Below are 17956 nucleotides of genomic sequence, written 5' to 3' on the forward strand. Positions count from 1 at the left end.
TGCCAGCAAAAGTGCATAGCGGTTTTCCACCCGGAATTGCGAAAAGGAAAGCGGATGGAGCGGGTCGACGTTTCGTTGAAACGGTGAACCGCTCCAGGATCGCCGCAAATCGAATGACCGCCTCAGCCGCCATCAGCCGGTTTCCTTCCCTCGATCACAGTCTCGGTGAAAGGCTGGGCGGCAATAAGGCCGAGCTCTTTGGTGTAGTCGGCCGTGCTGGCGGCGGGAATGCCAAGCCGAAACACCCCATCGCCGGTCGGTCCGCCGATGATCTTCAGCCCATTGCCGCCGAGGAAGCTGGAAACATCCGCCATCCTGGCGTCCGGTTTGAACTTGACCAGCGCGAACGGCATCTTCGCCAGATCGTCCTCGGCGCCGGCAATCTCGAAATCCTTGCCCTTGCCGCCCGGCTGCACCAGCGACTGCACCACGATCAGCGCCAGCAGGACCGCCGCCGCCGCCCAGGCGACGCCGGAGGGTACCGCCATGAAGCGGCCCCAGGCCTGCGCCAGCCAGGACGAGCCGGCCGGCATTCGCGCCGGTCCTGCCTCTGCGTCGAGCACCTTGGCGAAGCGGCTGAGCGCGTCGGCGGGCGGGCGGATCGCTTCATTGGCGGCTGATGTGCCCGAGAATTCGGCCTCGGCCTCGCCGAGGGCGGCAAGAGCGGCCGGATCGCTGGCCAGCCATTCCTCGATGGCTTCCAGTTCCGCCCCTTCCAGCGAGCCGTTCAGATAGAACGGCAGCAGCGTTTCCATTTCGTCGCGGCGCGACATCTTTTCAGCGGCGCTCATGGCCACCCCCTGTCGTAACCGGCGGCCTTGAGGGCCTCGCCGAGTTTCTTGCGGGCGTAGAACATCCGGGTCTTGACGGTCGCGACCGGGATGCCGAGCACCTCGCCGATCTCGGTCACCGACTGTCCGTGATAATAGGCGAGGTCGATCACCGTGCGGTGTTCTTCGGGCAAGGCGTCGATGAAACGCCGCAAGGCGGCGGCCTTGTCTTCCTTCATGGTGACGACTTCCGGCGTGTCGGCGCTGTCGGGCACCGCGGCTGCGGCCTCGTCGTCGATCCAGTCTTCCTTCTTCTTGCGCAGCAGCGACAGCGCCTTGAACCGGGCTATGCCGAGCAGCCACGTCGAGACTTCGGAGCGTCCCTCGAAACCCGGCGCCTGACGCCACAATTCAAGGAACACCTCGTTCGCGATGTCGTCAGCCATCATTTCCGATCCCGTCTGGCGCGCCACGAAGCGGTAGACCCGCGCGTGATGACGCATGAACAGGAGCCGAACGGCAGCCCGGTCGCCCTTCGCGACCCGGTCGACAAGCGCGCGATCGGTCTCCGTCGCCGCCGTCATGGCCGGTCGAGCCGCCTGGCTCCTGTCTGCTCTGTCGCTGAACGGCCCAAAAAGGTTCATCCTCCGCCAAGGAATTTGCGGAGGCTAACCGAAGAGTGGGGAGGTTGCCAGAGCATCGCTTCTCCCCGTTCGACAGGGAGAGAAGGTGCCGGCAGGCGGATGAGGGCAGCACGAGCGTTGGAGGGATCATATTCGACGTTTACGCTGCCCTTCACCCCTACCCGGAACGGGGAGAGGGGGCTCCAATGTCACGGCTGCCCGCTCAGACCAAAAACGGCTTCGCCTTCATCGTTGCAGGTATCGCCACACCCAGCCGGTTCAACACCGTCGGCGCCAGCTGCAACTGGTCGAGCAGCACATCTGCCTCCGGCCCTTTGCCGGCGCCGAAATAATACAGCGCGAAATCCTGCATCTCATCATCGTGGCCGCCATGATGGCCGCGATCCGTCTGGCCGTGATCGGCGGTAATCATGACCTCATAGCCGGCCTCGATCCAGCCCGGCAGGAAGGCCGCCAGCATGCCGTCCATGGCATAACAGGCATGGTCCATCTCGTGGCAGTCATGGCCGAAACGGTGGCCCATCGAGTCCAGCGTGCAGGTGTGCAGGATGCCGTAGCCGATGCCGTGGCGCTTGGTCAGCATGGTCAGCGTCGCGAACAGATCGACATCGCTCGGCGTCATCTGATTGCGGGCATTGTAGCCGGTCATCGTGTGGAAACGGCCATGCGTGATCGGCCCGCCTGGCTCGTCGTATTCCATGTCTTCGACCAGATCGAATGGGTAGGACCGGAAGAACTCCGACCAGTAGGAATGGGTCACCGCGCCGGTCTTGCCGCCGGCCTTGCTGACTTCGGAGAAGATGTCGGGCTGCCTGACGCGAAACCGGTTCTCGTTGGACAGGATACCGTGCACCTGCGGCGACACCCCGGTGTGGATCGAGGCATAGCAGCAGGCCGAGGTCGACGGCAGCACGGAACGCATTTTCCAGACTTGCGCCTCGCCGGACTGCACCCAGCCTTCGAGATTGCCCATCAGCCGGCGCCAGTTCCGGTAGGGCACGCCGTCGAGGATGATCAGCAAGAGTTTGGACTTGAGTGCCATCAACTCCTCCATGCAATTCGGCAAAAAAGCGCGCGCCGCGTGTCGTTTGAACACGCGGCGCTATTCAGTCTCAGGGAGATATCAGGCGTTCAGCCAGCACTCGCCAAGCGCATAGCCGTCCATCATTTCACCGATCGGGTTTTTCACCCAGCCGCTGATCTTGCTGGTGGCGGCTGCGTCGATGAACTGGTTGAAGAAGGGCACGATCAGTCCGCCTTCATCGCGCATCATCACCGCCATGTCGTGGTAGATCGCCTTGCGCTTGTCCTGGTCGAGTTCGCCGCGCGCCGCAAACAGCATCTTGTCGAATTCCGGCCGCTTGAAGCGCGTGTCGTTCCAGTCGGCGGTCGAGACATAGCCGGTGGAATACATCTGATCCTGCGTCGGCCGCCCGCCCCAGTAGGAGAGCGAGAAGGGCTGCTTGTTCCAGACTTCCGACCAGTAGCCGTCGCCCGGCTCGCGCTTGATCTCGATCTTGATGCCCGCCTTCGCGCAGGACTGCTGGTAGAGCTGGGCCGCGTCGACGGCGCCGGGGAAGGCGACATCGGAGGTGCGCAGCAGGATGGAGCCGTTGTGGCCCGACTTCTTGTAGGCTGCCGCGGCCTTCTCCGGGTCGAACTTGCGCTGTTCGATGGCGGTAAACAGCGGATAGGCCTCGTTGATCGGAAAGTCGTTGCCGACCGAGCCATAGCCGCGCAGGATCTTCTCCAGCATCTCGTCGCGGTCGATGGCGAGCTTCAGCGCCATCCGCAGATCATTGTTGTCGAAGGGTGCCGTGTCGCAGAACATGTTGAACGGGTAGTAGCCCCGGCCCGACACGTTCTCGATGCTGACGCCCGGAATGCGCTTGACCAGGTCGACGACCTTCGGCTCGATACGGTTGATCATGTGGACCTGGCCGCCCTGCAGCGCCGCCAGCCTGGCCGTAGCGTCGTTGATGACGACGATCTCGATCTGGTCGGCATGGCCCGCCTTGTCGCCACGCCAGTAATTGGCGAAGCGCTCGCCGCCATGGCGCACGCCGGGCTGGTTGACCGTGACCTTGTAAGGACCGGCGCTGATGCCGGTGTTGGGGTTGTCCTTGCCGCCATTCGGCTGGATGACGAGGTGGTAGTCAGCCATCAGATAGGGGAAATCGGCGTCGGCGTCGCCGAGCGTGACGATGACTTCCTTGCCGCTGGCCTTGATCCCCTTGATGTTCTTGAGGACGCCGAGCGCGCCCGATTTCGATTTCTCGTCAGCATGGCGATCGAGCGTGGCGGCGACGTCTTCGGCGGCAACGGTCTTGCCATTGTGGAATTCGATGCCGTCGCGCACCTTGATCGTCCAGGTCTTGGCGTCCTTCGACGCGCCGATCTCCTCGGCGATCAGGTGCGTCAGGCTGTTGTCCGGCATCAGCCTGACAAGATATTCGCCCCACTGCTTGCCGAAGCTGTACGTGACCTGGCTGAGGTTCAGCGCCGGATCGAGGCTGTTGGTCGATTCGCCGCCTTGCAGGCCGGCCTTGAGGATGCCGCCCTTGACCGGCGTCTGTGCGAAGGCTTTCCCGGCCAGCGTCGTTGCCAGCGCCGCCGACACGCCCAGTGCCGCGGTGCGGCCAAGGAAGTCGCGTCGCGATATCCGGCCCCGGCCGGCGAGTTCAGCGAGATGGTCGAGTTCAGTCTTCATGTCCTAGCCCTTCTTGAAAAAACAACGTCACACAGGCGACGCCCGTCCGAAGGACGTGTGGCGCTGTTGTGTTGCATCTGGATGACGGCTGACGCCCCTGATTCGGCCGATCGCTAATTCCCTGCACTGGCCATGCGCCGCCCCTTGATCGCCTTCTCCAGCCAGCCGATCTCCATCTCCGGGACCGACGACAGCAAAAGGTCGGTATAGGCGTCGAAAGGCGGTGTCAGCACCTTGCTCTTCGAGCCGTAGCGCACCACCTCGCCGCGATACATCACCGCGATCGAATCGGCGATCGACTTCACCGTCGCCAGATCGTGGGTGATGAACAGATAGGCGACCTTTTCGTGCTGCTGCAGGCTCAGGAGCAGCTTGAGGATGCCGTGGGCCACCAGCGGGTCGAGTGCGGACGTTACCTCGTCGCAGATGATCAGCTTGGGCTTGGCGGCCAGCGAGCGGGCGATGCAGACGCGCTGCTTCTGGCCGCCGGAAAGCTCGGCGGGATAGCGGTCGACAAAGCCCTTGCCCATCTCGATCTCGTCGAGCAGCTCGGCTACACGCCTGTCGCGCTCCCTGCCGCGCATGCCGAAATAGAATTCGAGCGGCCGGCCGATGATGGTGCCGACGGTCTGGCGCGGGTTCATCGCCACGTCGGCCATCTGGTAGATCATCTGCAGCTGGCGCAGATCCTCCTTCGGCCGGTTGGCAAGCCGGTTGGCCAGCGGGCGCCCATCGAAGGTGACCGTGCCTTGTTCTGGCGGCAAAAGCCCGGTGATGGCGCGCGCCAGCGTCGACTTGCCGGAGCCGGATTCGCCGACCACGGCCAGCGTCTGGCCGGGATAGATATCGACCGAGACGTTCTTCAGCACCTTGACGTGGCCGCCGCCATAGGCGGCGGTGACGTTCTTGACCGACAGGAACGGCGTGGCGCCGGGGTTCTGCTCGGCATGTTCGATCTCATGCACCGAGACCAGGGCGTTGGTGTATTCCTGGCGCGGTTCCTTGATGATCTGGCGGGTGCCGCCCCATTCGACCAGCCGGCCATGGCGGAGCACCATGATCTCGTCCGACACCTGGGCGACCACGGCAAGGTCGTGGGTGATGTAGAGCGCCGCCACATGGGTGTCGCGGATGGCATCCTTGATCGCCGACAGCACGTCGATCTGCGTCGTCACGTCGAGCGCCGTCGTCGGTTCGTCGAAGACGATCAAGTCCGGCTCCGAGCACAGCGCCATCGCCGTCATCACACGCTGCAGCTGGCCGCCCGAGACCTGGTGCGGAAAGCGTTCGCCGATGGTTTCCGGATTGGGCAGGCTGAGCTTCTTGAACAACGCGACGGCGCGCTTCTCGGCCTCGGCGCGTGTCGCCGTGCCGTGCAGCAGCGTTGCTTCCACCACCTGATCCATCAGCCTGTGCGCCGGATTGAAAGCCGCCGCCGCCGACTGCGCGACATAGCAGACCTCGCGGCCGCGCAGCTTGCGGAAACCTTCCTTGCCGCCTTTCAGAATGTCGCGGCCGTTGAGAATGACTTCGCCGCCGGTGATGCGCACGCCGCCACGGCCATAACCCATCGACGACAGGCCGATGGTCGATTTGCCAGCACCGGACTCGCCGATCAGGCCGAGCACCTTGCCCTTCTCGAGCGTCAGCGAGACATCATGCACCAGCACGATGTTCCTTGGCGCCTCGCCGGGCGGGTATACCATCGCCTCGATGCGCAAATTGCGGATATCGAGCAGCACGCCGGGTTTCGCTTTGCTGTCTGCCATCACCCGCGTCCTCCCTTCAGGCTTGTCGTGCGGTTGAGAATCCAGTCGGCGACAAGGTTGACCGAGATGGCAAGGGCTGCAATGGCAGCCGCCGGAATGAGCGCTGCGGCTATGCCGAAGACGATGCCGTCCTTGTTCTCCTTGACCATGCCACCCCAGTCGGCGTCAGGCGGTTGCACGCCAAGGCCGAGGAAGGACAGGGTCGACAGGAACAGCACCGCATAGATGAAGCGCAGGCCGAGTTCGGAGACCAGCGGCGACAGCGCGTTGGGCAGGATCTCGCGGAAGATGATCCAGGCGCTGCCTTCGCCGCGCAGCTTCGCGGCCTCGACGTAATCCATGACGTTGATGTCGACGGCGACCGCGCGCGACAGGCGATAGACGCGGGTCGAGTCGAGAATGCCCATGACCAGGATCAGCGTCACCAGGTTCGTTGGCAGAACAGAGAGCACGACCAGGCCCATGATCAGCGTCGGGATCGACATCAAGAGGTCGACGAGGCGCGACAGGATCGTATCGAACCAGCCGCCGAACACCGCCGCCGAGAAGCCAAGTATGGCGCCGAGCGAGAAGGACAGCGCGGTGGCGAGAACGGCGATGAACAAGGTGATGCGGGCGCCGTAGATCATGCGGGACAACAAGTCGCGGCCGAGGTTGTCGGTGCCCAGCCAATGCGCAGCCGACATCGGTTCCCAGACATCGCCGACGATCTCGGCATTGTCGTGCGGCGAAATCCACGGTGCGAAGATCGCCGCCAGCACGAACAGGGCGGTCAGCACCAGGCCGATCAGGGCGGGGATGGGGATGCGTTTTATATCGAGCATGCCCGCCCCCTCACTTTGGATGTCTGAGACGCGGATTGGCGACGATCGCCGCAATGTCCGCGATGATGTTGAGGCTGATGTAGACGGCGGCGAAGATCAGGCCGACCGCCTGCACCACGGGCACGTCGCGCTTGGTGACGTGATCGACCAGATACTGCCCCATGCCGGGATAGACGAAGATCACCTCGACCACGACGACGCCGACGATGAGATAGGCGAGGTTGAGCATGACGACATTGATGATCGGCGCGATCGCGTTCGGGAAAGCGTGCTTGCGGATGACGGCGAAGGCCGAAAGCCCCTTGAGCTCCGCCGTTTCGACATAGGCCGACTGCATGACGTTGAGGATCGCCGCGCGGGTCATGCGCATCATGTGGGCGAGCACCACCAGCGTCAGTGCTGTCGCGGGCAGCGCGATCGCCTGCATCCGCTCGCCAAGGGGCATGCCGTCATAGACGGTCGAGATGGCGGGGAAGACCTGCCATTTCACGGCGAAGAAATAGACCAGGAGATAACCGACGAAGAATTCCGGGAAGGAGGTCGAGGCGAGCGCCAGCCCGGAGATCAGCTTGTCGACCCAGCCATTGCGGTAGCGCACCGCGATCAGACCTAGGATGATCGCCAGCGGCACAGCCACGATCGCCGCCCAGAAGGCCAGGAACAGCGTGTTCCACAGCCGGTCCTTGATCGAGGTGGCAATATCCTGCCCGCTCGACATGGCCGTGCCGAGGTCGCCTGTGAGCACGCCGCCAAGCCAGCGGAAATACCTGATATAGGCCGGGTCGTTAAGCCCGAGCTGCTCGCGCAGATTTGCGAGCGACTCCGGCGTCGCCGACTGTCCGAGTATGGCTTGCGCGACGTCGCCGGGCAGGATCTGCGTGCCGGCGAAAATCAGGACCGATATGGCCAACAGAAGGAGGATGCCCAGCGCGATGCGCTGGGCAATTAGTTTCACAACGGGCGACGACATCTCTGCAAAGCCGGGCTCAGGCCTGCAGCCAGCACTTCGCCAAGGCGTAGCCGTTCATCAGTTCCTGGTGCGGATCGTCCACCCAGCCATCGACCTTGGCACCGGTGGCGTCGATGAACTGGTTGAACATCGGCAAGATGAGGCCGCCTTCGTCGCGCACCATGACAGCCATGTCGTGGTACATCTGCTTGCGCTTGGCCTCGTCCAGCTCGGCGCGTGCGGCGAGAACCATCTTATCGAAGTCCGGTCGCATGAAACGCGTGTCGTTCCAGTCGGCGGTCGACAGATAGGCGGTCGAGTACATCTGGTCCTGCGTCGAGCGGCCGCCCCAATAGGAGGCGCAGAAGGGCTGCTTGTTCCAGACCTCGTTCCAGTAACCGTCGCCGGGCTCGCGCTTGAGCTCGATCTTGATGCCGGCCTTGGCCGCGCTCTGCTGGAAAAGCTGGGACGCATCGACGGCACCGGGGAAGGCAACGTCCGAGGTCCTCAGCAACACCGTGCCGTCGTGACCGGACTTCTTGTAGTGGAACTTGGCCTTGTCGGGATCGTACTTGCGCTGCTCGATTTCGGTGAACAGCGGATAGGACGCGTTGATCGGGAAGTCGTTGCCGAGCGAGCCATAGCCGCGCAGCACCTTGGTCAGCATCTCTTCGCGATCGATGGCGAGCTTCAGCGCCATGCGCAGATCATTGTTGTCGAACGGCGCCGTGTTGCAATGCATGATGAACACGTAGTGGCCCGGACCGGCATGGTTGCGGATGGTCACGCCCGGCACGCGCTTGATCAGGTCGACGATCTTCGGCTCGACGCGGTTGATCATGTTGACCTGGCCGCCCTGCAGGGCCGCCGTGCGCGCCGTCGCGTCGTTGATGACGATGACCTCGATCTGGTCTGCGTGGCCCATCTTGTCGCCCTGCCAGTAGTTGGCGAAGCGCTCGCCGCCATGGCGCACACCGGGCTCGTTGGTCTTGACCACATAGGGGCCGGCCGAGATGCCGGCATCGGGCTTGTCCTTGCCGCCATTGGGCTGGACGATCAGGTGATAGTCGCTGAGCAGGTAGGGAAGGTCGGCGTTGGCCTCCTTGAGTGTCAGCACCACTTCCTTGCCATTGGCCTTGATGGTCTCGATGCCCTTCATATAGCCGAGCGCGCCGGATTTCGACTTTTCGTCTGAATGGCGCTCGAGCGTGGCGGCGACGTCCTCGGCGGTCACGGTCTTGCCGTTGTGAAACTCGACGCCATCGCGGATCTTCAGCGTCCACACCTTGGCGTCCTTGGACGAGCCGATCTCCTCGGCGATGCGGTTCTCGAGCTTACCCTCAGGCGACAGCTCGACGATCATTTCGCCCCAGCACTTGCCGAAGGCGAACGGCACCTGCGTCATCATCAGCGCCGGATCGAGGCTGTTGGTGGATTCACCGCCGACCAGGCCGGCCTTCAGCGTGCCGCCCTTGACCGGACCTGCCGCCCGCGCGGCGCTGGAAAGCAGCGCGTTGGCGAAGGGGGCGGCGATGCCGAGCGCGGCTGCCCGCCCGAGAAAATCACGACGGCTCAGTTTGCCGGACGCGACGCGCCGGCTAAGGAATTCCAGTTCGTTTGACATTTGAGTTCCTCACTCTGTTGGTTCGACTCTGCGGTCGATTTTCTTGCTTCTTGTTAAAGGGAATAATGACCGCAAGAGAAAGCGGTAAGCAAGACCGAATGCGACATGCCGTGGCGTAAATCGCACGTCGCTTTTGGACCAACAGGTTCGGCGTTCAAACCAGTGCGCGCGGGACCTTTTCCTCGAAATTGCGCTCGAAGACGAGTCTTTCACCCTCGTAGGCTTCGATTCTGGCGCTGACGATGAAATTTTCAGCGTCCGATCGCATCTCCGCCCATGTCTCGGTGCGCACCGACCATCCATTTCGCGACAGGGTCTGCGTCCAATGCGTCTTGCCCGAGGCTGACAAAGGATTGTCAGGATGGATCGCCCAAGTCTCGCGCACAATGCTGCCATTAGCCAGGCCATGGTCGAGATCACGGACTTCGCCGAAGTCATCCGTTATCGAAAGCGTGACAATTCCGGTCTTTTCGTCGCGATCGACATGGCGTTCGGATTTGGCGGGCCGAACCGTCTCAGTCGCCCAGGGTGTTGCACCTTCCGGCTCGGCGAACGTTACTTCGTCGCCCGCCGCCAGCGGGCGCAGCGGCAGGGATAGCGCGGCGGCCGACAAGGTTAGCTGGACCGGCTCCGGCGAGGGCCAGATGGCGGGCCAATAGGCGTTCGACACCGCGATGCGCAGGCGGTGGCCGGCGGGCACCCGGTAGGCGCACTGGTCGAGCATCACGCGCGCCGACGCGGTTTCGCCCGGCACCAGCGCTTCGGGGAATTCGTGCGAGTTGCGGTGCGTCAGATTGAGCACGCCATAGGAGATCAATTCCGAAGCGCCGTCGGGATGCACGTCGCACAGCCGGATCGCAATATTGGCCTGCGGGCGGTCGGAAGCGAGCGTGACCCGAACTTCCGGCGCACCGACGATGTCGATGGCCTCGGTAAGTTCCGGCTGGTCGAAACACACCGACAGCGCATCGTCGGGGCGCTGGTCGCCCGGCAGTTCCGGGCCGAAGGTGAACGGAAAATACTCGCCGCCGGCGAGCCCGCAGCTTTGCGGCGAGGCGACTATGGTCGGCCTGCCGCCAACGGGGATCAGCTCGATCGAATGCGCCTTGATGGCTGGCGACGGCCATTGCTTCTCCGCCACCCAGCGGCCTGGCCGTTCCGGGTGCCAGCGTGCCGGGCGCACGCTGTCCATCACATAGGCACGGTAGGCGGGATCAGCCTCGACGCCGGTCTCTGAACCCTTCAGCCAATGGTCCCACCAGCGCAGCGCTTCCTGCAGGAAGCCGATGGCCGGCTGCGGCCCGGCATAATGCGGGTATTTGTGGATCCAAGGACCGACGATGCCCTTGACCGGCGCCTCGATGTTGGTGACGAGATGAGAGATCGTGTTGCGATAGCCGTCATGCCAGCCGCCGATCGACAGCACGGCCGCCTTGACCGCCGAGAAATCCTCGCAGATCGAACCGCGTTTCCAGTAGGCGTCGCGGTGCTGGTGGCTGAGCCACAGGGGCAGCAGGAAAGGCTGGTTCTCCAGCCGGCTGAGCCACAAATCGCGCCAGCGGTTGCCACCGGCAATCAGCGGATCCGGCGGCCGCGACGAATAGGAAAGCATCGTCGAGGCCCAGCCGAAATTTTCCAGCAGCAGGCAGCCGCCCTTGTAGTGGATGTCGTCGGCATAACGGTCAACGGTCGAGCACAGGCTGATCACCGCCTTCAGCGCCGGAGGCTGCTTGGCCGCCACCTGCAGGCAGTTGAAGCCGCCCCAGGAGATGCCCATCATGCCGACATTGCCGTTGCACCAGGGCTGCGCCGCCGCCCAGGCGATGACATCACAGGCGTCCTGCAGTTCCTGCTCGGAATATTCGTCGTCCATCAGCCCTTCGGAATCGCCATTGCCGCGCATGTCGACGCGGATCGAGGCATAGCCGTGGCCGGCAAAATAGGGATGCGTCAGCTGATCGCGAAAGATCGTGCCGTCGCGCTTGCGGTAGGGCAGATGTTCGAGGATTGCCGGCACCGGATCGTCGCCGGCATCTTCCGGCATCCACACACGCGCCGACAGCCGGCAGCCATCCGGCATGACGATGCCCATGTCGGGAAATTCGACGACCTTGCGGGGAAATTCGGTGACGATTTTCATGGCGCGCATAACGCCCCGTCGCGCCGCAACTTTCAATCGCGATTCGCGACTGGAGCAGCGAATTATGCGACCTGTGCCGTTACCGCAATTCGTCCAGCAGTTCGGGGTGCCTTTCAAGCAGAGTCATTAGTTGAATGGTCGGGCCACTCGGCTCGATCAAACCGCGTTCATATTTGTCGAAGGCGTTTTCGCCAACCTTGAACAGAGATCCCGCCTCGCGCTGCGACAGTTTGAGTTTCGTGCGGACACGACGGATGGTTGCAGGGGCGGGGACACCGTCGATCTTTTCCTTGAGGACGCGCAGAGCCGCGTCGACAGGGATCATGTCGTCTCCGACATGCACGCCTTCGCCGCCCGATGCCGGATAGTAACCTGGCAGGTCGACGATCATGCTTTCGCCCTTATAGGTCAAGGTGAATGGACGCACTCCGCGCATCAACGTTTCTCCGGTTTCGGGAGAGATCATCGTATTCGTTTCACTGCTTTCTCTCGTCGCCATGGTCATTTCTCCTTGAACGACATGATCATGAATTCGGTCACGACATCTGCCTGGAATTTCACGTAGAGGATCAGGTCGCGTGACGGGACATGATAGACATCCTGCCAGACCCGATGATCCGCGAAGGTAGTCATCGACTTTACGAACATCTTTCCCGTCATGCTGCCGATCACCTCGACCACGCCCGCGCGATCGAAACCGAGGCCAATAGCGTCGCGCAGCGCCATGTTGTAATTGCCAGCCTATCGACAGACCCAAATGTCGTCTTGATCGCATCAAGATCATAAGTAGGCCTGCGCTTTTCCATGGCGCAATATGCCCCCATAAAGGGGGCAATTCAAGAGATGATAATCAGCGAAATTCCGCGACCTTCAATTCAGCGGAATGTCGTTCTCGGCCTTGCTTGCCTGGTAGGCATCCGACAGCTCGTCGTAGCGCACCGAGATTTTCCCGATGCTCGTCTCCAGCCGTTGGCGTTCGGCCTCGGGCAACGCCCGCACCAGCCTGCGTATGGAAAAGCTCTTCCAGTAGGCGTTCTCGGCATTGTAGCCGCCCGGATCGAGGGTGAAGACCTCTTTCAGAATCTTGAGATCGTGCGGGATGGCGAAACTGTCGCGCGAATCCTCGTGGCTGAACAGGTAGTAGAAATTGTCGAAGCCGGTCCAGGTGATCGCCGACAGGCAGAGCGAGCAGGGCTCGTGCGTGGCGAGGAAAATGGCGTCCTTGGTGTCGACGCGCTCGGCCTTGGGCATCTCATAAAAGCGCTTCAGGCAATGCACCTCGCCGTGCCAAAGCGGGTTTTCCATCTCGTTATTGGTTTCGGCCAGCACCAGCGAGTGGTCGGCTTTCCGCAGGATCGCCGCGCCGAACAGCTTGTTGCCATGGGCGACGCCATCCGCCGTCTTCGGCACGATGTCGTGCTCGATGACGTCGAGCAGGCGGTCGATCAGCGAAATCTCGGTCATGACTGGGTCTCGTCGGGGAGATGGATCTCATAGGCGTGCGAGAAATGGAATTCCTCGAGGTTGGAGCCGTCGCCGCCACGGTCGACGATCAGGAAATCCTGAGGCTCGCCGATCGGCGTCAGCACGCCATGCCAGAGATTGCGGGAATAGTTGATGCCTTGTCCTGGCGCGGTGAGGAAGGCGTGCGGCTCGCCCGGCCCTTCCTTGCCGTCATGACAGACGACGACGAGGAATGGGCGTGGCGATAGCGGAATGAAGGCCTGGCTGCCGAAGGGATGGCGCTCCACCATGCTCAGTTTCAGCGGCATCTCGTAAGGCGTGCCGCGCACCATCGAGATCAGCACGCGGGCATTCGGCCCTGTCGCCTCGGCGGTCGCCAGATCATGGTAGCGCTCGGCCTTGCCGCCATTGATCGGATAGTGGTTGTCGCCGCCCATATCGATGACGTCGCCAAACCCGGCAAAGGCCTCCCGGGTCAACGGCCGAGCCGTGATGCGGGTCACCGCGCGCGACCGCCGATGCCTGCCCCGCCGAGCTTGGCGTGCCGGTTGACGTCCTTGTAGAGCAGATAGCGGAATTTGCCGGGGCCGCCGGCGTAGCAGGCCTGCGGGCAGAAAGCGCGCAACCACATATAGTCGCCGGCCTCGACCTCGACCCAGTCCTGGTTGAGGCGATAGACGGCCTTGCCTTCGAGCACGTAGAGGCCGTGCTCCATGACATGCGTCTCGGCGAACGGGATGACGGCGCCGGGCTCGAGCGTGACGATCGTCATGTGCATGTCGTGGCGCAAATCGGCGGGGTCGACAAAGCGCGTCGTTGCCCAGCGGCCCTCGGTGCCGGGCATCGGCGTCGGCGCGATCTCCTGCTCGTTGGTGAAGAAAGCTTCCGGCGTGTCGAGACCGTCGACCGCCTCGTAAGCCTTGCGAATCCAGTGGAAACGAGCGGCAGCCTTGGCCTCGTTGTGAACGGTCCAGCCGCTGGCTGGCGGCAGGAAGGCAAAACCGCCGGGCCTTAAGCTATGCTTCTTGCCGGCGAGCAGAACCGTCAGTTCGCCCTCGACCACGAACAGGGCGCCCTCGGCGCCGGCATCTGGCTCGGGCCTGTCGCTGCCGCCGCCGGGCGCGACCTCGACAATGTATTGCGAGAATGTCTCGGCAAAACCGGACAGCGGGCGCGACAATATCCAGACGCGGGTCTTGTCCCAGAATGGCAAGGCGCTGGTGACGATGTCCTGCATCACGCCCCTGGGGATGACGGCATAAGCCTCGGCGAAGACGGCGCGGCCAGTCAAAAGCTCGGTCTGGCCGGAATGGCCGCCATGCGGCGCATAATAGGTTCGTTCGGGCATCCTGATCGTATCCATGGGTTCAAACCTATTGCGGCAGCATATCCCTGAGGCGGAGCAGTGCGATGCGCTCGACCTGTTTGCAGGCGGTCTCGAATTCGACGCTGCGGCTGTTGCCGATGCGCGCCTCGAACTCCGCCAGGATTTCCTCCTTGGTCCTTCCCTTCACCGCGATGATGAAGGGGAAGCCGAAGGTGGTGACATAAGCGGCGTTTAGCTTGGAGAACAACTCGCGTTCCTTGTCGGTCAGCGCGTCGAGGCCGGCCGATGCCTGTTCCCTGGTCGATTCCGCCGTCAGCTGCTTGGCTTTGGCCAGCTTGCCGGCAAGGTCGGGATGGGCGTTGAGCACGCCGAGCCGCTCGGCTTCGCTCGCGGCACGGAAGATGCGGCAGAGCGCATTGTGCAGGCCGCCTGATGTATCGTGCGCCGGACCGAGTTCCAGTTCGTAGGCCCGCTCCGCGATCCACGGCGAATGCTCGAAGACGCCACCAAAAGTGTGAACGAACGTCTCGAATTCCATCGTCGATGGGCGCAGCGCGGCCGGCTTGTAGGGATGGTTCTCTTGCCAATGGCGGGCGATGTCGATGCGCCGCGCCAGCCAGATATTGTCGTGCGATTGCACATAGTCGATGAAGCGCTTCAGCGCCGCCACCCGGCCCGGCCGCCCGACGAGCCGGCAGTGCAGGCCGATGTTCATCATGCGCGGCCGTCCGGCCTTGCCCTCGGCATAGAGCGTATCGAAACTGTCTTTCAGATAGGCGAAGAACTGGTCGCCAGAATTGAAGCCTTGCGGCGTGGCGAAGCGCATGTCGTTGGCGTCGAGCGTGTAGGGGATGATGAGTTGCGTGCCACCCTCATGCTCGAACCAGTAGGGCAGTTCGTCGTCATAGGTGTCCGATACATAGTCGAAGCCGCCTTCTTCGGCCGCCAAACGCACTGTGTTGACGGATGTGCGGCCCGTGTACCAGCCGGTCGGGCGATGGCCGGTCACCTCGTAATGCAGCTTGATCGCCGCTTCGAGGTCGCGGCGCTCGTCTTCGGCGCTGTGGTCGCGGTAGTCAATCCATCTCAGCCCATGCGAGGCGATTTCCCAGCCGGCTTCCTGCATGGCCGTAACCTGGTCTGGCGAGCGGGCAAGTGCTGTGGCGACCCCGTAGCAGGTCACCGGCACCTGAGCCTCGCTGAACAGCCGAAGCAGCCGCCAGAAGCCGGCGCGGGCGCCATATTCGTAGATCGATTCCATGTTCCAGTGGCGCTGGCCCACCCAGGGTGCCGCGCCGACGATCTCGGACAGGAAGGCCTCCGAAGCCTTGTCGCCGTGGAGCACGCAGTTCTCGCCGCCCTCTTCGTAGTTGACGACGAACTGCACGGCGACATGGGCGCCGCCGGGCCATTTCGGATCCGGCGGATTGGCTCCGTAGCCGCGCATGTCCCTGGTGTAACGCATCGTCCCTCCCGCCAGCATGGCCCGAAGTATGATCAGGATATCGAAAGGGTGCTTCTCGCATTCCCCCGAAAATTTTTGAAAGTGTTTTTGTCGCACTCCGCTCGACCGGGACTTATGCATCGCCTTTAATTGGCGCACAATTCATCAGTAATGCTCGATTGTACCGGGCCCTTCGTATGTACCGAAAAATGGGAGGCGGCCAATGGCAGAAACGTCGAAAGCCGATGGCGGTCGTCTGACGACGCACGTCCTGGACACGGCCACCGGCAAGCCGGCGGCGGGGTTGTCGATCGCGCTCTACCGTCTCGACGGCGACGCGCGGGCACATCTGAAGACAGTCACGACCAACGCCGACGGCCGCTGCGACGCGCCGCTGCTCGCAGGCGGCGAATTCCACGCAGGTGAATACGAGCTGGTGTTCGCGGCCGGCGATTATCTGCGCGGCCAGGGCACGAAACTGCCGAAGCCAGCCTTCCTCGATAGCGTGCCGATCCGCTTCGGCATGGCGGAGGCGGTGCATTATCATGTACCGTTGCTGATCTCGCCCTACGGTTATTCCACCTACAGGGGAAGTTGAGGCATGGCCAAGGTCAAGATCCGCAACGAGATACGCTTCATCCTCAATGGCAGGGACGTCGTGCTGTCGTCCGTGGCGCCCGACGCGACCTTGCTCGACTGGCTGCGGCTCGACCGTTCGCTGCGCGGCACCAAGGAAGGCTGCGCCGAGGGCGATTGCGGCGCCTGCACCGTACTGGTCGGCAAGCTTTCGGCCAGCGGCCTGGCCTATGAAAGCGTCAATGCCTGCATCCGCTTCCTTGGCTCGCTCGACGGCACCCATGTCGTCACCGTTGAGCATCTGCGCGGGGAACCTGGCCGGTTGCATCCCGTCCAGCAGGCGATGGTCGATTTCCATGGCTCGCAATGCGGCTTCTGCACCCCGGGCTTCGTCATGTCGCTCTATGGGCTGTGGATGAAGTCGCCGGACCCGTCGGATGCGGCGATAGAAAAGGCCTTGCAGGGCAATCTCTGCCGCTGCACCGGCTACGAGGCGATCATGCGTGCCGCGCACGCCATCTCCAGCTACGGCAAGGCGGCGAACGACCCGCTCGCCACGGAGCGTCAGGACATTACCGCACGACTGCAGGCGCTTGATGACCCAGCCCGGATCGAAATCGGGTCGGGCAGGGCGCGGCTAATCGTGCCGGCCGATGTCGATGATTTCGCTACGGTGCTGGACAACGAACCCGGCGCCACTATCATCGCCGGCTCAACCGATGTCGGCCTGTGGGTGACCAAGCACATGCGCGACATCTCGCCGGCGATTTTTATCGGCGATCTCGACGGGCTTTGCACCATTTCGGAAGATGACGGCGTGATAACGATTGGCGCCGGCGTCACCTACACCGAAGCCTTCTCGACGCTGTCGAAACGCGTCCCGGCGCTCGGGCCGCTGTTCGACCGTATCGGCGGCGAACAGGTGCGCAACATGGGCACTATCGGCGGCAACATCGCCAACGGCTCGCCGATCGGCGATACGCCACCGCCGCTGATCGCGCTTGGAGCGCGGCTGACACTGCGCAAAGGCGACAAGCGGCGCACGATCCCGCTGGAAACCTTCTTCATCGCCTATGGCAAACAGGACAGGCAGCCCGGTGAGTTCGTCGAGGCCGTCCACGTTCCGGTGCCGGCCAAGGGCACAAAGTTCGCTGTCTATAAGATCACGAAGCGCCGCGACGAAGACATCACGGCGGCCCTCGGCGCCTTTTTCCTGACGGTCGCCAAGGACGGCACGGTCGCGGATGTGCGCATCGCCTATGGCGGCATGGCGGCGACGCCGAAGCGAGCGTTGGGCGTCGAACAGGCGCTGCTCGGCAAGCCGTGGACGGAAGACACGGTCGAGGCGGCGATGGCCGAATACGCCAGGGATTTCACGCCGCTGACCGATATGCGGGCAAGCGCCGAATATCGCGCCCTGACGGCGCGTAATCTTCTCTTGCGGTTCTTTGCCGAGACCAGCGGCACAAGCGAGCCGATTCAGGTTTCAAGGTACGAGGCGGCGTGATGGGCTTGCAGATCAACTCATTCGGCCAAGGGACCGGACGGTCGCGAATAGCGTCCTTCTCTCCGTTCACGGGGAGAAGATGCCGGCAGGCAGATGAGGGGCGGCGCCGTGCTGTGCCAGCTGCCGGAAACTTATCAGCCTTGGCGCGGCCCCTCATCCGGCCCTCCGGGCCACCTTCTCCCCGTGAACGGGGAGAAGGGAAAAGAGG

General features: G+C 63.0%; 17 protein-coding genes. 2 read left to right on the forward strand and 15 right to left on the reverse strand.

The features are described 5' to 3' along the window. Positions 1-122 precede the first annotated feature (122 nt). The 15 genes from FJW03_RS26300 to puuE form a co-directional block, all read right to left on the reverse strand. Positions 123-791 carry an anti-sigma factor gene (locus FJW03_RS26300; RefSeq protein ID WP_140766292.1) on the reverse strand — a complete coding sequence of 223 codons (669 nt, stop codon included), beginning with the start codon at positions 789-791 and terminating at the stop codon, positions 123-125. Further along, positions 788-1354, reverse strand: coding sequence for a sigma-70 family RNA polymerase sigma factor (locus FJW03_RS26305; RefSeq protein WP_095201022.1), 567 nt, complete (start codon positions 1352-1354; stop codon positions 788-790). Before FJW03_RS26305 ends, FJW03_RS26300 begins: the two co-directional genes overlap by 4 nt. Before the next feature lie 262 nt (positions 1355-1616). Continuing rightward, positions 1617-2456 (reverse strand): alkaline phosphatase family protein, encoded by an 840-nt coding sequence (locus FJW03_RS26310; RefSeq protein WP_140766291.1) that lies wholly within the window; start codon positions 2454-2456, stop codon positions 1617-1619. Positions 2457-2537: 81 nt separating this feature from the next. Then, positions 2538-4124, reverse strand: a complete 1587-nt coding sequence (locus FJW03_RS26315) for an ABC transporter substrate-binding protein (protein WP_140766290.1) — start codon at positions 4122-4124, stop codon at positions 2538-2540. A gap of 113 nt (positions 4125-4237) precedes the next feature. Continuing rightward, a complete protein-coding gene (locus tag FJW03_RS26320) occupies positions 4238-5893 on the reverse strand; it encodes an ABC transporter ATP-binding protein (RefSeq protein WP_140766289.1) in 1656 nt (551 codons plus the stop codon). Further along, the gene (locus tag FJW03_RS26325; RefSeq protein WP_140766288.1) at positions 5893-6717 is read right to left on the reverse strand and encodes an ABC transporter permease; all 825 of its coding nucleotides are present in this window, start codon (positions 6715-6717) and stop codon (positions 5893-5895) included. The genes FJW03_RS26320 and FJW03_RS26325 overlap by 1 nt, the downstream gene beginning before the upstream one ends. Positions 6718-6727: 10 nt before the next feature. Further along, complete coding sequence (locus FJW03_RS26330; protein ID WP_140606715.1) at positions 6728-7687, reverse strand: ABC transporter permease; 960 nt, start codon at positions 7685-7687, stop codon at positions 6728-6730. 16 nt (positions 7688-7703) lie between these two features. Further along, entirely contained in the window at positions 7704-9290 is a 1587-nt protein-coding gene (locus tag FJW03_RS26335; RefSeq protein ID WP_140766287.1) for an ABC transporter substrate-binding protein, read from the reverse strand. 154 nt (positions 9291-9444) lie between these two features. Next, a complete protein-coding gene (locus FJW03_RS26340) occupies positions 9445-11430 on the reverse strand; it encodes a CocE/NonD family hydrolase (RefSeq protein WP_140766286.1) in 1986 nt (661 codons plus the stop codon). Positions 11431-11509: 79 nt separating this feature from the next. Then, positions 11510-11929, reverse strand: a complete 420-nt coding sequence (locus FJW03_RS26345) for a type II toxin-antitoxin system MqsA family antitoxin (RefSeq protein ID WP_140766285.1) — start codon at positions 11927-11929, stop codon at positions 11510-11512. Between the two features lie 2 nt (positions 11930-11931). Beyond that, a complete protein-coding gene (locus FJW03_RS26350) occupies positions 11932-12156 on the reverse strand; it encodes a type II toxin-antitoxin system MqsR family toxin (protein ID WP_226890470.1) in 225 nt (74 codons plus the stop codon). 144 nt (positions 12157-12300) lie between these two features. After that, the gene (locus FJW03_RS26355) at positions 12301-12894 is read right to left on the reverse strand and encodes a nucleoside deaminase (RefSeq protein WP_140766284.1); all 594 of its coding nucleotides are present in this window, start codon (positions 12892-12894) and stop codon (positions 12301-12303) included. Further along, complete coding sequence (locus FJW03_RS26360) at positions 12891-13397, reverse strand: ureidoglycolate lyase (protein WP_140766283.1); 507 nt, start codon at positions 13395-13397, stop codon at positions 12891-12893. The genes FJW03_RS26355 and FJW03_RS26360 overlap by 4 nt, the downstream gene beginning before the upstream one ends. After that, entirely contained in the window at positions 13394-14257 is an 864-nt protein-coding gene (locus tag FJW03_RS26365) for a bifunctional allantoicase/(S)-ureidoglycine aminohydrolase (protein WP_140766282.1), read from the reverse strand. Before FJW03_RS26365 ends, FJW03_RS26360 begins: the two co-directional genes overlap by 4 nt. Before the next feature lie 10 nt (positions 14258-14267). Next, complete coding sequence (puuE, locus tag FJW03_RS26370) at positions 14268-15686, reverse strand: allantoinase PuuE (RefSeq protein WP_140766281.1); 1419 nt, start codon at positions 15684-15686, stop codon at positions 14268-14270. Positions 15687-15888: 202 nt separating this feature from the next. Between puuE and uraH the strand changes: the two genes are divergently transcribed. Next, positions 15889-16263 (forward strand): hydroxyisourate hydrolase, encoded by a 375-nt coding sequence (gene uraH / locus FJW03_RS26375; RefSeq protein WP_140766280.1) that lies wholly within the window; start codon positions 15889-15891, stop codon positions 16261-16263. A gap of 3 nt (positions 16264-16266) precedes the next feature. Then, the gene (gene xdhA, locus FJW03_RS26380) at positions 16267-17748 is read left to right on the forward strand and encodes a xanthine dehydrogenase small subunit (RefSeq protein WP_140766279.1); all 1482 of its coding nucleotides are present in this window, start codon (positions 16267-16269) and stop codon (positions 17746-17748) included. Positions 17749-17956 lie beyond the last annotated feature (208 nt).

Source organism: Mesorhizobium sp. B4-1-4 (assembly GCF_006439395.2).
Taxonomy (GTDB): domain Bacteria; phylum Pseudomonadota; class Alphaproteobacteria; order Rhizobiales; family Rhizobiaceae; genus Mesorhizobium.